The 13,759-nt window shown below is 69.9% G+C and carries 15 protein-coding genes; 9 read left to right on the forward strand and 6 right to left on the reverse strand.

All coding sequences use genetic code 11. The features are described 5' to 3' along the window. Positions 1-57: 57 nt before the first annotated feature. A complete protein-coding gene (locus tag BM140_RS06890) occupies positions 58-1,014 on the reverse strand; it encodes a class I SAM-dependent methyltransferase (protein ID WP_091943402.1) in 957 nt (318 codons plus the stop codon). A 204-nt stretch (positions 1,015-1,218) separates the two neighbouring features. Here BM140_RS06890 and hemH point away from each other — a divergent pair, with 204 nt between their 5' ends. The 7 genes from hemH to BM140_RS06925 all read left to right on the forward strand — a co-directional run bounded on the left by hemH (position 1,219) and on the right by BM140_RS06925 (position 8,055). Then, positions 1,219-2,289 carry a ferrochelatase gene (gene hemH / locus BM140_RS06895; RefSeq protein ID WP_091943404.1) on the forward strand — a complete coding sequence of 357 codons (1,071 nt, stop codon included), beginning with the start codon at positions 1,219-1,221 and terminating at the stop codon, positions 2,287-2,289. A 4-nt stretch (positions 2,290-2,293) separates the two neighbouring features. Beyond that, on the forward strand, positions 2,294-2,665 hold the full coding sequence (locus BM140_RS06900) for a VOC family protein (RefSeq protein WP_091943406.1): 372 nt from the start codon (positions 2,294-2,296) through the stop codon (positions 2,663-2,665). 219 nt (positions 2,666-2,884) lie between these two features. Further along, positions 2,885-3,454, forward strand: coding sequence for a F0F1 ATP synthase subunit delta (locus BM140_RS06905; RefSeq protein ID WP_091943408.1), 570 nt, complete (start codon positions 2,885-2,887; stop codon positions 3,452-3,454). Between the two features lie 65 nt (positions 3,455-3,519). Beyond that, positions 3,520-5,052, forward strand: coding sequence for a F0F1 ATP synthase subunit alpha (gene atpA, locus BM140_RS06910; protein WP_091943411.1), 1,533 nt, complete (start codon positions 3,520-3,522; stop codon positions 5,050-5,052). Positions 5,053-5,198: 146 nt separating this feature from the next. Beyond that, positions 5,199-6,089 carry a F0F1 ATP synthase subunit gamma gene (locus tag BM140_RS06915; protein ID WP_091943413.1) on the forward strand — a complete coding sequence of 297 codons (891 nt, stop codon included), beginning with the start codon at positions 5,199-5,201 and terminating at the stop codon, positions 6,087-6,089. A 41-nt stretch (positions 6,090-6,130) separates the two neighbouring features. After that, positions 6,131-7,576 (forward strand): F0F1 ATP synthase subunit beta, encoded by a 1,446-nt coding sequence (gene atpD / locus BM140_RS06920; RefSeq protein ID WP_091943416.1) that lies wholly within the window; start codon positions 6,131-6,133, stop codon positions 7,574-7,576. Between the two features lie 77 nt (positions 7,577-7,653). Further along, positions 7,654-8,055 (forward strand): F0F1 ATP synthase subunit epsilon, encoded by a 402-nt coding sequence (locus BM140_RS06925; protein WP_091943418.1) that lies wholly within the window; start codon positions 7,654-7,656, stop codon positions 8,053-8,055. Between the two features lie 155 nt (positions 8,056-8,210). On the opposite strand, the gene BM140_RS06930 is transcribed toward BM140_RS06925, so the two are convergent. The 5 genes from BM140_RS06930 to BM140_RS06945 form a co-directional block, all read right to left on the reverse strand. After that, entirely contained in the window at positions 8,211-9,473 is a 1,263-nt protein-coding gene (locus tag BM140_RS06930) for a CCA tRNA nucleotidyltransferase (protein ID WP_244535328.1), read from the reverse strand. Continuing rightward, complete coding sequence (locus BM140_RS26220) at positions 9,470-9,727, reverse strand: DUF6111 family protein (RefSeq protein WP_244535329.1); 258 nt, start codon at positions 9,725-9,727, stop codon at positions 9,470-9,472. The genes BM140_RS06930 and BM140_RS26220 overlap by 4 nt, the downstream gene beginning before the upstream one ends. A gap of 109 nt (positions 9,728-9,836) precedes the next feature. Next, the gene (locus tag BM140_RS06935) at positions 9,837-10,541 is read right to left on the reverse strand and encodes a CoA pyrophosphatase (protein WP_091943422.1); all 705 of its coding nucleotides are present in this window, start codon (positions 10,539-10,541) and stop codon (positions 9,837-9,839) included. Further along, a complete protein-coding gene (locus BM140_RS06940) occupies positions 10,538-11,131 on the reverse strand; it encodes a DUF1285 domain-containing protein (protein ID WP_091943424.1) in 594 nt (197 codons plus the stop codon). Before BM140_RS06940 ends, BM140_RS06935 begins: the two co-directional genes overlap by 4 nt. Positions 11,132-11,175: 44 nt before the next feature. Further along, the gene (locus BM140_RS06945; protein WP_091943426.1) at positions 11,176-11,601 is read right to left on the reverse strand and encodes a PaaI family thioesterase; all 426 of its coding nucleotides are present in this window, start codon (positions 11,599-11,601) and stop codon (positions 11,176-11,178) included. Positions 11,602-11,815: 214 nt separating this feature from the next. Here BM140_RS06945 and BM140_RS06950 point away from each other — a divergent pair, with 214 nt between their 5' ends. Together BM140_RS06950 and BM140_RS06955 are read left to right on the forward strand one after the other, a co-directional pair. Beyond that, positions 11,816-12,826, forward strand: a complete 1,011-nt coding sequence (locus tag BM140_RS06950; protein WP_091943428.1) for an AAA family ATPase — start codon at positions 11,816-11,818, stop codon at positions 12,824-12,826. A 13-nt stretch (positions 12,827-12,839) separates the two neighbouring features. Further along, positions 12,840-13,754, forward strand: a complete 915-nt coding sequence (locus tag BM140_RS06955) for a DUF58 domain-containing protein (protein ID WP_091943430.1) — start codon at positions 12,840-12,842, stop codon at positions 13,752-13,754. Positions 13,755-13,759: the final 5 nt, after the last annotated feature.

Genomic DNA, 13,759 nt, shown 5'->3' on the forward strand with positions numbered 1-13,759 from the left:
GCCATTGGATCGCATCATCTCGTCCGAAAGCCGGAAGCCACCTTTCGGGACGATGCTTCAGCGTCGGGCGAGCCCGTCCCGCACCGCCTTGGCGTTGCGCCGGAGCGCCGGCCAGATCCAGGCGCCGGAGGCAAGGAAAAGACCGGCCGACATCGGCTTCAGATCGACGGCGAGGCGCTCGGCGAGGCCGGGATTCTTCAGAGGCACCGGCGGCGCGTCGGTCTTGCGGTAGACCACCGTGGTGTCCTCGCGCCAGTACTCGGTATGCGGCACGAGGCCGGCGCGGCGGGCCAAGAGATCGAAGGTCTCGCGGACGTAGCCGTGGACGTGGGCGAAGTGGAAGCGCTCGTGCGGCGGCTTGCCGGTGGCGGCCATGTTGGGCACCGCCGCGTAGAGCACGCCGTCGGGCTTCAGCCAGCGGGCCAGCCGCTCCACCGTCTCGGCCGGGTTGCGCAGGTGCTCCAGCACGTGGTGCGTCGAGATCACGTCGAAATGCCCGGCCGGGAAGGTCTCGGGATTCTCGGCCTCGTCCAGCACCGTGACGCCGTGATGGTCGCGGGCATAATTGGCGTAGTCGCGCCCCGGCTCGACGCCGGTCACGTCGCATCCGCGCTTTCGCGCTTCGGCCAGGAACTCGCCCGAGCCCGAGCCGAAATCGAGCAGCCGCGCGCCGGGCTTGAGCTTGGGCGCGAGCAGGTCGGCGCGGAAGGTCGCCTCGCGGGCCGAGCGGTTGAGGTGGTGGCGCGGCGGGCCGCCGGCGAAGGCGAGTTGGTAATCGGCCCGGTAGGCGGTGGCGTAGTACTCGGCCAACTCGTCCGGCGTCGGCATCGGATCTGTGCGGATCAGGCCGCACTGGGTGCAGGCGATGGAGCGCAGGGTCTTGAGCCGCCGGTCGGTCTCGGCGACGGTGAGCGCCTCGCGCGATCCGCACAGATTGCACCCCGTCGGCGCGCCCTTGTACGGGTAGCCGGTGAACGGCACGAAATGCTGCAGGAAGTAGCGGGGGGACGGCATGTCGCGCTGGCCTCCGAGGCGATTTCGGGCGAAGGGTTCGCCACACTCTTCGTCGCACTGCGCCCCAAGACACGGAGTGAGACTCTTGGTCTTGGACGGCCGCCTGCTCTAGATCGAACGACGGGACCGCACAACCTGATCGCCTTGAGGCCGGAACGACGGCCCTGCGTCGAGGGAGGCGGCCTGCCCGTGACCGGAAGCCCGATGAACGAACGCGTCGAACCCCAGGCCCTGATGCGCGAACCTGTCCGCGTCGCCCCGACCACCCTGCCGCCCGACCATCCGGCGGTGCGGACCGGCCGCGTCGGCGTGCTGCTGATGAATCTCGGCACGCCCGAGGGCACGAGCTACTGGCCGATGCGCCGGTACCTGAAGGAATTCCTCTCCGACCGCCGGGTCATCGAGGTGCCGCGCCTGATCTGGTGGCCGCTTCTCAACCTCATCATCCTGACGAAGCGCCCCGGGCCGAAGGGGCGCGACTACGACAGCATCTGGAACAAGGACCGCGACGAGGGCCCGCTCAAGACCATCACCCGCGGCCAGTGCGAGAAGCTGCAGGCCGCGATGGGCGACACCGTGCTGGTCGATTGGGCGATGCGCTACGGCAAGCCCGAGGTGAGCGTCCGCATCCAGGCGCTGCTCGACGAGGGCTGCGACCGCATCCTGCTCGTGCCGCTCTATCCGCAATATGCTGCGGCGACCTCGGCCACCGCCTGCGACCAGGCCTTCAAGGCGCTGATGCAGATGCGCTGGCAGCCGACCGTGCGGGTCTCGCCGCCCTACCACGATGATCCGGTCTACATCCAAGCTATGGCGGATTCGATCCGCGAGGGGCTGGCGAAGCTGGATTTCGAGCCGGAGGTGATCCTCACCTCGTTCCACGGCGTGCCCAAGAGCTACCTGCTCAAGGGCGACCCCTACCATTGCCAGTGCCTCAAGACCGGCCGCCTGATCCGCGAGGCCATGGGCTACAGCCCCGAGCGGATGCGGGTGACCTTCCAGTCGCGCTTCGGCAACGAGGAATGGCTCAAGCCCTATACCGACGAGACCGTGCAGGCGCTGGCCAAGTCCGGCGTGAAGCGCATGGCGATCGTCGCGCCCGGCTTCACCGCCGACTGCCTGGAGACGCTGGAGGAGCTCGACGGCGAGAACCGCCACTATTTCGAGGAGAACGGCGGCGAGCACTACGCCTTCATCCCCTGCCTCAACGATTCCGACCTCGGCATGCGCGTGATCGAGCATGTGGTGCGGCGGGAATTGCAGGGCTGGATCTGACCCGATGACGCCGCGCTCCGGCCTCGTCGTGATCCTGCCCTGCCGGGATCTCGATGGATCGGAGCGCTTCTATGCCCGCCTCGGCTTCTCCCGCGATCCCGGCCAGGAGGCGTGGCAGGACGGCTACCGCATGCTGAGCCGACCCGACGGGGCGCGCCTGCATCTGCGGCAGGCGGAGGACGGCTGGCTCGTCCCTGAGCGCAACCCCTTCGGTCTCTATCTCTATGCCGAGGACGTGGAGGCGCTGGCCGCCGCCCTCTCCGCGGAGATCGTCGGCGGCGAAGGGCCGGAACCAACTTCCTGGGGAATGCTGGAATTCGCGGTGTCCGATCCGGACGGCGCGCTGGTACGGGTCGGCCGGACGCTGCGGAGCTGAAGCCGGCGTCCGGGCCTGCCGTAAAACCGCCCGTTCCATGCCCTGACTTCGCCTTGCGCCCCCCCGGAGCCCATGCTAGGCGACAGCCGCGCCGCGGGGAGACCCTTCAGGGCCTTCCGTGCCCGGCGCCATTCCAATCCCCACGGTCTTCAAGCCTCTGCCGTCACGGGCGGACGCAGGCTGAAGAGAGCGGCGGGCAAGGACAAGAGAGAGCGACGGGTGGCGCAGAACGGTTCCGAGGGTCCCCTGGTGGCAGGCGTTGCCGGTCGCTACGCTTTGGCCCTGTACGAGCTGGCCCGCGACGAGCGGCAGGTCGATGACGTGGCTCAGAACCTGGATGCGTTCGACGCGCTCTATCGCGAGAGCGCGGACCTTCGCCGTCTCGTGAAGAGCCCGGCCTTCTCGGCGCAGGAGCAGACGGCCGCCATCGGCGCCCTGCTCGCCAAGGCCGGCATCACGGGGCTGGCCGCCAACTTCATCAAGCTGTCGGCCGCCAACCGCCGCCTGTTCGCCCTGCCGGACATGATCCGCGCCTTCCGCGAGAAGGTGCGCGAGGCCAAGGGCATCGTCCGCGCCGAGGTCCGCGTGGCGGAGAAGCCCTCCGACGCGATCATCGAAGAGATCAAGGCTTCGCTGCGCGAGGTCGCCAAGACCGAGGTCGAGATCGACCTGCACGTCGATCCCTCCCTCATCGGCGGCATCGTCGTGAAGATGGGCTCGCGCATGGTCGACGCCTCGCTGCGGACCAAGCTCAACAACATCCGCCTCGCCATGCGGGAAGCCCGCTGAGGCGTGACGCCTCGCGACCGACCGTAACCGACGAAACAGACACCCGACCTTAAAGAGGCCCGACGATGGACATCCGCGCCGCCGAGATCTCCGCGATCCTGAAAGAGCAGATCAAGAACTTCGGCGAGGAGGCCGAAGTCACGGAAGTCGGGCAGGTGCTCGCGGTCGGCGACGGCATCGCCCGCGTCTACGGCCTCGACAACGTCCAGGCCGGTGAGATGGTCGAGTTCGAGTCGGGCGTGCGCGGCATGGCCCTCAACCTCGAGCAGGACAATGTCGGCGTCGTGATCTTCGGCTCCGACCGCGAGATCAAGGAAGGCCAGACCGTCAAGCGCACCGGCGCCATCGTGGACGTGCCGGTCGGCAAGGGCCTGCTCGGCCGCGTGGTCGACGGCCTCGGCAACCCGATCGACGGCAAGGGCCCGATCCAGACGACCGAGCGCCGCCGCGTCGACGTGAAGGCGCCGGGCATCATCCCGCGCAAGTCGGTGCACGAGCCGATGGCCACCGGCCTCAAGGCGATCGACGCCCTCATCCCGGTCGGCCGCGGCCAGCGCGAGCTGATCATCGGCGACCGCCAGACCGGCAAGACCGCGATCGCGCTCGACACGATCCTCAACCAGAAGCCGGCCCATGCGGCTTCCGACGAGAACGCCAAGCTCTACTGCGTCTACGTCGCCATCGGCCAGAAGCGCTCGACGGTGGCCCAGTTCGTGAAGGTGCTGGAGGACCAGGGCGCCCTCGAATACTCCATCGTCATCGCCGCCACCGCTTCCGACGCCGCGCCGATGCAGTTCATCGCGCCGTTCTCCGGCTGCGCCATGGGCGAGTATTTCCGCGACAACGGCATGCATGCCGTGATCGTCTATGACGATCTGTCCAAGCAGGCGGTGGCCTACCGCCAGATGTCGCTGCTGCTGCGCCGCCCGCCGGGCCGCGAGGCCTATCCGGGCGACGTGTTCTACCTCCACAGCCGCCTGCTCGAGCGCGCCGCCAAGATGGGCGACGCCGCCGGCAAGGGTTCGCTCACCGCGCTCCCGGTCATCGAGACCCAGGCCAACGACGTGTCGGCCTACATCCCGACCAACGTGATCTCGATCACCGACGGCCAGATCTTCCTCGAGACCGACCTGTTCTACCAGGGCATCCGCCCGGCGGTGAACGTCGGCCTCTCGGTGTCGCGGGTGGGCTCCTCGGCCCAGACCAAGGCGATGAAAAAGGTCGCCGGCAAGATCAAGGGCGAGCTCGCGCAGTACCGCGAGATGGCCGCCTTCGCGCAGTTCGGCTCCGACCTCGACGCCTCGACCCAGCGCCTGCTGAACCGTGGCTCGCGCCTCACCGAGCTCCTGAAGCAGCCGCAATTCTCGCCGCTGAAGATGGAAGAGCAGGTCGCGGTGATCTACGCCGGCGTGAACGGCTACCTCGACAAGCTGCCGCTCAACAAGGTCCGCACCTTCGAGGACCAGCTGCTCGGCACGCTCCGCTCGAAGCACGCCGACCTGCTGAATGCGATCCGCGACTCGAAGGATCTCTCCGACGAGAACGCGAACAAGCTCAAGGGTGTCGTCGAAGGCATCTCCAAGTCGCTCGAAGGCTAAACCTCTCGAACGACCCGATCCCTTCCGCGTGAGGAAGGGATCGGGGATCGCGGTTCGCAAGGGCCGCGCTCCGGACGAACCCCCTCTCCGGCTCCTCCCCAGACACGGGAGGAGAGGCCCTCCCGAACGGACCCGGACGCCCCTCGATGGCCAGCTTGAAGGACCTGCGCAACCGCATCACCTCGGTGAAGGCGACGCAGAAGATCACCAAGGCGATGCAGATGGTCGCCGCCGCCAAGCTGCGGCGTGCCCAGAACGCCGCCGAGAACGGGCGGCCCTACGCCGAGAAGATGGCGCAGGTGCTCGGTAACCTCGCGGGCAACCTCGATGGCGGCGTCGGCGCCCCGAAGCTGCTCTCGGGCACCGGCCAGGACCGCGTCCACCTGCTCGTCGTCGCCACCGGCGACCGCGGCCTGTGCGGCGCCTTCAACTCCTCGATCGTGCGTCTGGCCCGCGAGCACGTCCGCAAGCTCGAGGCCGAGGGCAAGACGGTCAAGATCATGACCGTCGGCAAGAAGGGCCTCGACATCCTGCGCCGCCAGTACCGCGACCGCATCGTCGAGAGCATGGACATCCGCGGCACCAAGCCGGTCGATTACGAGTTCGCCTCGCAGATCGCCGACAAGATCGTCGCCCGCTTCGATGCCGGCGAGTTCGACGTCGCGACCCTGTTCTACTCCGAGTTCCGCTCGGTGATCTCGCAGATCCCGACCGCCCAGCGCCTGATCCCGGCCGAACTGCCGGCGACCGACGGCACGACCACCACCGGCGCCGGCTCCGACGCCGCCATGGAGTTCGAGCCCTCCGAGGAGTCGATCCTCGAGACGCTGCTGCCCAAGAACCTGACCGTCCAGGTCTACCGCGCGCTCCTCGAGAACGCCGCCTCCGAGCAGGGCGCGCGCATGAGCGCCATGGATTCCGCGACCCGCAACGCGGGCGAGATGATCAAGAAGCAGACGCTGATCTACAACCGCACGCGTCAGGCCATGATCACCAAGGAACTCATCGAAATCATCTCGGGCGCGGAAGCGCTCTGATCCACAAACACGCGCCCGCACGCATTCGAAGGACAGGCATCATGGCCAACACCGCCGCCCCCACCGCCGCCAAGGGCAAGATCACCCAGGTCATCGGCCCCGTGGTCGACGTGCAGTTCGACGGCCATCTGCCGGAGATCCTGAACGCGCTGGAGACCAAGAACCAGGGCAACCGCCTCGTGCTCGAAGTGGCCCAGCAGCTCGGCGAGAACACCGTCCGCTGCATCGCCATGGACACCTCGGAAGGCCTCGTGCGTGGCCAGGAGGTCTCCGATACCGGCGCGCCGATCCGGGTGCCGGTCGGCCACAACACGCTCGGCCGCATCATGAACGTCATCGGCGAGCCGATCGACGAGGCCGGCCCGATCCAGGCCGACACGTTCCGCGCCATCCACCAGCCGGCCCCGTCCTACGACGAGCAGTCGACCGAGGCGCAGATCCTCGTCACCGGCATCAAGGTGGTGGACCTGCTCGCCCCCTACGCCAAGGGCGGCAAGATCGGCCTGTTCGGCGGCGCGGGCGTCGGCAAGACCGTGCTGATCATGGAGCTGATCAACAACATCGCCAAGGCCCACTCGGGCTACTCGGTGTTCGCTGGCGTGGGTGAGCGCACCCGCGAGGGCAACGATCTCTACCACGAGATGATCGAGTCCAACGTCAACAAGAACCCCAAGGAGAACGGCGGCTCGGCCGAGGGCTCCAAGTGCGCGCTGGTCTACGGCCAGATGAACGAGTCGCCCGGCGCCCGCTCCCGCGTGGCGCTGACCGGCCTGACCATCGCCGAGCAGTTCCGCGACGAGGGCCAGGACGTGCTGTTCTTCGTCGACAACATCTTCCGCTTCACGCAGGCGGGCTCCGAGGTGTCGGCGCTTCTCGGCCGCATCCCCTCGGCGGTGGGCTACCAGCCGACGCTCGCCACCGACATGGGCGCCCTGCAGGAGCGCATCACCACCACGACCAAGGGCTCGATCACCTCGGTGCAGGCGATCTACGTGCCGGCCGACGACCTGACCGACCCGGCGCCCGCCGCCTCGTTCGCCCACCTCGACGCCACGACCGTGCTGTCGCGCTCGATCGCCGAGAAGGGCATCTACCCGGCCGTGGACCCGCTCGACTCCACCTCGCGCATGCTCTCGCCGGCGATCCTCGGTGAGGAGCACTACGACGTCGCCCGCCGCGTCCAGCAGACCCTGCAGCGCTACAAGTCGCTTCAGGACATCATCGCGATCCTGGGCATGGACGAGCTGTCGGAAGAGGACAAGCTGACGGTCGCCCGCGCCCGCAAGATCGAGCGCTTCCTCAGCCAGCCGTTCCACGTCGCCGAGGTGTTCACCGGCTCGCCGGGCAAGCTCGTCGCGCTCGAGGACACGATCAAGGGCTTCAAGGGCCTGGTCGAGGGCAAGTACGACGACCTGCCGGAGGCCGCCTTCTACATGGTCGGCTCCATCGAGGAGGCCCAGGAGAAGGCCAAGAAGCTCGCCGCCTAAGCCGCGGACGACGCTTCCCCCCGGCGCGCGGGGCAGACGTCCCGCGCGCCGCTCAACCTCTCGCGGACACCTGACGCATGGCCACCTTCCATTTCGATTTCGTCGGCCCCGAGCGGACGCTGTATTCCGGTGAGGTCGAGGCGGTGCAGCTGCCCGGCACCGAGGGCGAGATGACCGTGCTGCCGGGCCATGCCCCGGTGCTGACCTCGCTGAAGGTCGGCGTCATCACCGTCACCGAGAAGGCCGGCAACGGCAAGCGCATCTACGTCCAGGGCGGCTTTGCCGATATCGGCCCCAAATCCGTGACCGTGCTGGCCGAGCGCGCCGCGCCGATCGAGGAGGTCAACCCCGCCATGATCGACAAGGAGATCGAGGCGGCCGAGATGGCCCGCGACGCCACCCAGGATCCCGCCAAGCGCGAGGCCATCAACAGCCAGATCGTTCAGCTGCGCGAAGCCAAGCACACGCTCAGCCTCTGAGCTTTTTGAGATTTTTCGGTTTTACGAGAAGGGCGTCGGGTCACCGGCGCCCTTCTTCGTTTCCGCGGCTGCATCGCGGCGTCCCTTCCCCCTGGAGGAAGGAAAGCCGCCGGTTGAGGCGTTCAGGATGGGGCGGTGGCTTCACCCGCCCCCGCCTAACCCTCCTGGCAAGACGGGGGAGACAGCGCGGCGAGCGCGTGGGCGATGAGCCGATCCTTGACGGCCGCATCGCTCGGGCAGCCCTCCGCGAGCCACAGAGCCCGCGCCGCGCGCAGGGCCCGCCCGACGTCCGGCCCCGGCGGCACGCCGCGGGCCACGAGGTCGGCGCCGGCCACCGGCAGGACCGGGCGCGTGCCCGACCGCACCATCCGATCCAGCGCGGCCCGAGCCTCGTCCGTCACGAGGGGACGCGGCTCGCCGTCGAGGATGCGCAGCACGGTGCGCAGCAGCGCGGGGCCGTAATCGGCCGCCAGCGCCGGCGTCTCGGCGGCGTCGAGGCCGGGGCGGCCGTGCAGGTGGGCGAGCGCGTCGGCATAGGCGGTCAGATGGGCGTGCTCGGCCTTGGACAGGCGCAGGCTCTCCTGCAGCCGGTCGGCATCCTCGCGGGTCAGCACGCAGAGCGCACCGAGCCTCGTGATCGCCTCCGTCTCCGGCGCCGCGCGGGCGAGGCGGCCGCGTTCGGCGACGCCGCCGGTGATGCGGGAGAGAAGGCCGGTCTCGCTCAAGGTCGCGACGGCTTCCACCGCGCGGGGCGTCAGCAGGAGCTTCAAGAACTCCGCCCGCACCCGCTCGCGCGAGAGCCGAAACAGGCCGTCGCGGGCCGCCACCGCCGCAGCCAACCCCTCCGGGTCCGGCTCGCCCCGCCCATAGCGCGCGTGAAATCGGAAGAAGCGCAGGATGCGGAGAACATCCTCGCGGATACGGGTGGCGGCTTCGCCGATGAAGCGCACGCGGCCGGCCGCGAGATCGGCCACGCCGCCGGTGGTGTCGTGAAGCGTGCCGTCGGCCGAGAGCGACAGAGCGTTGATGGTGAAGTCGCGCCGCTCGGCATCCCGTGCGAAGTCGCGGCCGAACCGGACCACGGCATGGCGCCCGTCGGTCTCGACATCCTCGCGCAGCGTCGTCACCTCGTGGGGCTCGCCGTCCACCACGAGGGTCACGGTGCCGTGCTCGATCCCCGTCGGCACCGCCTTGAGGCCGGCGGCGCGGGCGCGCGCGATCACGGCCTCCGGCAGGTGCGTGGTGGCGAGATCGAGGTCGCTGGCGGTCCGCCCGAGCAGCGCATCGCGCACGCAGCCGCCGACGAGGCGGGTTTCCTCGGCGGGAGCGTCGAGGGCCGCGAGGCAGGCGCGCACGCCCGCGCGGGCCAGAAGGCGCGCCGGGCCGTCGGCGTCGAGGCCGGGGGGCCGTTCCGTCACCGGAAGTGCCCCGGCACCAAGCGCCCGTTCTCGTAGCGCGGCGGCACGTAGCCCTCGGCGTGGCGCTCGCCGGTCAGCCCGGTCATCACCAGCGAGACCACCACGACGAACAGCCCGGCCAGCACGAGGCGCGTCCATTGCGGCTTCCACTCTGCCCCGTCGAGGGGCGAGCGGCGCGCCAGCAGCAGCCAGCCGGCGAACAGGATGAAGGGCAGCGAGAACAGGGCGATCTGTTCGAAGACGAGGCGCAGCATTGTTTCGGATTTTCGCGGAGCCGGGTTTCGGAGTGCCTCACAAAACTCCCGTTCACCGCCGGTGTTTTCGTCGGGGGCGACAGCGCGGCGGGCGTTCTATGAGAGACACTCAGGCGTAGAGTCGCTCGTAGAGGTTATGCACGATCCCCGCCGTGACGCCCCAGATCAGGTGCTCGCCGTGCGGGATGGCGTAGAAGTAACGCGTCCGGCCCTGCCACGCCCGCGAACGGACGAGATGCCGCGCCGGGTCCATCAGGAACTGGAGCGGCACCTCGAAGGCGAGGTCCACCTCGTCACGGTTGAGGGCGAGGATCGCGTCGTCCGCCACGAGGCCGACCACCGGCACCACGAGGAAGCCGGTCGCCGAGAGATAGGGATCGAGATAGCCGAGCGGACGCACGGAATCGCCCGTGAGGCCGATCTCCTCGCGGGCCTCGCGGAGCGCGGTGTCGATGGGCGAGACGTCGCCGGGATCGACCTTGCCGCCGGGGAAGGCGATCTGGCCCGAATGGTCGCGCAGATGCGCCGCCCGCCGGGTCAGCAGCACGCTCATGCCGTCGGGGCGCTCGATCACCGGCACCAGCACCGCGGCGTCGCGATGGGGCGCGGCGGGCGCGGTGGCCACGCCACCGGGATCGAGGTCGTGGTCGCCGCGCGGGTTCGCGAGCGGCACGCCGGGGCCGGGCGGCACGCGCGACAGGCCGACCTCGGCCCGCGCCAGGAAGCCGGGACGGCGGAAATCGGCGGGATTGACCGGCTCGCGCCCGCCCGGCGGCGCGGTCGCGGGGTCGGCCGCCCCCTCGGGCAGCTTCATGCGGCGGCCTCGGCCGGGGCGATGCGGTGGAAGGCGCCCCCGGCCCACAGGCCGAGCCAGCTCTCACCGTCGAGGCTCCGCTCCTCGGCCAGATCGACCAGATCGTAGGTGAGCGCCCGACTGACCAGGGCCGTCAGCCCGCCGCGCACGCGCACATAAGGTTTGAGGCCGTCGGCCGTGTCCTCGAACCGCAGGGGGTGCTCGGCATCGACGGAGACGAGGTCGTCGACATTGGTGCGCAACGCGATGCGGCGCCCCTCGCCCTCGCCCTCCACCGCCATCTCGACCGCGGTGAAATGCGCATCCTCGACCGCGATCCGCACCTTCTCGACCGGCGTCACCAGCACGGTCGAGCCGTCGGGCTCGCGCCGCAGGATCGAGGCGAACAGCTTGACGAGTTTTGGCCGGCGGATCGGCGAGCCGTTGTGGAACCATGTCCCGTCCGCCGCGATGCGGATGTCGATGTCCCCACAATGCTCCGGATTCCACCGCTCCACCGGCGGCGGCCCGCGCGTGCCGAGATCGCCGAGGGCGGCGCTCAGGCGGGCGAGGGCGGGATCGGGGGCCGGATCCGGGGCATCTTGGCTCATGGGAGCGAATATATGGCAGGCCGCGCCCCGCAGGGAGGCGGCCCTCAGCCCGGCTTCTTCTTCAGCACCTTCCAGATGCCGGTGACGGCGACGAGCGCCCGCCCGCCGCTCGTCAGCGTGCCGCGCACGAACACCAGCGACGCGGTCTTTCGCACGATCTCGGGCGTCACCTCGATCAGATCGCCGATCCTGGCGGCATCCACGAACTGGCTCGACATCTCGATGGTGACGCAGGGGGCGTCGTCGGCGGTCTCGCGCACCACGATGCTGAGCGCCCGGTCGGCGAAGGTCAGCAGCGCGCCGCCGTGGACGATGCCCACCAGATTGCCGTGCCGCTCGTCCGTCCGGAACGCGAAGTCGCGCCGCCCCTCGACGGTGCGGTGATGCACCGGGCCGATATGGGCGATGAAGCCCGGATCGGTGAAAGCCTCCCAGCCGGCGGGAAACGCCGCTTGCTCCGCGTCGGTCATGAAAGGTCCGTCTCCGCGCCAGAAGTGCGAACGGGCCGACCGCGGATGCACGATGTCGCGGGCGGCCTGCCCTGTCGTCGTGAGGGGCCCATATAGCGCCCATCCGTCGCGCGGCAGCGCCGCGCTTGCGTTCGGTGCGCGTTCGGCGCCAGACTTGCAGCTCATCCTGGGCGTTCGGCACTGCGCGCCGCCCGGCATTCGGAGATTCGACCGCATGGCACAGGGCGCCGGTTCGGCCAGCACGACGAGCCTCGACGACGGGATCGTCGCCACCGCCGAGACCTGTCTGGCCGCGATCCACGAGGCGCGCGAGGCGATCCACGGGGTCATCTTCGGCCAGGAAAGAATCGTCGATCTCGCCCTCGTCACCATCCTGGCCGGCGGCCACGGCCTGCTCGTCGGCCTGCCGGGCCTCGCCAAGACCAAGCTGGTCGAGACGCTGGGCACCGTGCTGGGGCTCGACGCAAGGCGGGTGCAGTTCACCCCCGACCTGATGCCGTCCGACATCCTCGGCACCGAAATCCTCGACGAGGATGCCGAGCGCCGCCGCTCGTTCCGCTTCGTCAAGGGCCCGGTCTTCACGCAATTGCTGATGGCCGACGAGATCAACCGCGCGAGTCCCCGCACGCAATCGGCCCTGCTCCAGGCGATGCAGGAGCATTTCGTCTCTGTGGCGGGCGAGCGCCACGACCTGCCGCGCCCGTTCCACGTGCTGGCGACCCAGAACCCGATCGAGCAGGAGGGCACCTACCCCCTGCCCGAGGCGCAGCTCGACCGTTTCCTCTTGGAGATCGACGTCGGCTATCCGGATCGTGCCGCCGAGCGCCGCATCCTGATCGAGACGACCGGCGTCGAGGACGCCAGGGCGAAGGCGGTGATGAGCACCGAGCAGCTGCTCACGGCCCAGCGTCTCGTACGCCGCCTGCCGGTGGGCGATGCGGTGGTGGATGCGATCCTCGACCTCGTGCGCTCGGCCCGCCCCGAGGGCGGCGATCCGTCGGTGGCGAAAAAGCTCTTGTGGGGCCCCGGCCCCCGCGCCAGCCAGGCGCTGACGCTGGCGGTGCGCGCCCGCGCCCTGATCGAGGGCCGCGTCGCCCCCTCGGTCGCCGACGTGAAGGCGTTGGCCGAGCCGGTGCTCAAGCACCGCATGGCGGTGACCTTCGCGGCGCGGGCCGACGGCGAGAGCGTGACCGGCCTGATCGGCCAGCTCGCCGCCAAGCTCTGACGGGACCGACCCGATGGCCTCCGCCCGGCTCGTCGAGGCCGACAGCCGCCGCCCGGGGCGGCCCGAGACCGGCAGCGCCCTCGACCTCGCCGGGCGGATGCCCCGCATCGTTCTCGAATCGCGCCGCGTCTCCGGCACGCTGGCGCATGGCCTGCACGGCCGCCGCCGGGCCGGGCCGGGCGAGAGCTTCTGGCAGTTCCGGCCCTTCGTGAACGGCGAGGCGGCGGCGCGCATCGACTGGCGCCGCTCGGCCCGCGACGACCGGCTCTACGTGCGCGAGCGCGAATGGGAGGCCGCCCACAACATCTGGATCTGGATCGACCGCTCCGCCTCCATGGGCTTCGCCTCCGATCTCGCCCAGACCTCGAAGGTCGAGCGTGCCCTGGTGCTGGGGCTGGCGCTCGCCGACACCTTCGTGGATGGCGGCGAGCGAGTCGGGCTGCTCGGGCTTACCCGGTCGTCAGCCGCCCGCGGCATCGTCGAGACGCTGGCGCAATCGCTCGTCAACGACCGCGCCGGGCTGAGCCAGGACCTGCCGCCCCCGGCGACCCCCGGCCGCTTCGACGAGACCGTGCTGATCAGCGACTTCCTCACCCCGCTCGATTCCGTGCGCGCCTCGGTGCAGGCGATCTCGACGCGCGGCACCCACGGCCATCTCGTGATGGTGGTCGATCCGGTCGAAGAAACCTTCCCCTTCACGGGCCAAGCCGTGCTGCACGACCCGCAAGGCAACACCAGCCTCGACATCGGCGAGGCCGGCGCCTGGGGCGAGGCCTATCGCCAGCGCATCGCCGCCCACCGCGACGGGCTCGCCGAGATCGCCCAGCAGGCGGGCTGGACGCTGACCATCCACCGCACCGACCGGCCCGCGACCGAGGCGGCGCTCCGCGTCCTCACCCTCGTCGCCGCCGCGCGCGGGCTCGGCTGAAAGGC

This window comes from Methylorubrum salsuginis (genome assembly GCF_900114375.1).
Lineage (GTDB): Bacteria > Pseudomonadota > Alphaproteobacteria > Rhizobiales > Beijerinckiaceae > Methylobacterium > Methylobacterium salsuginis.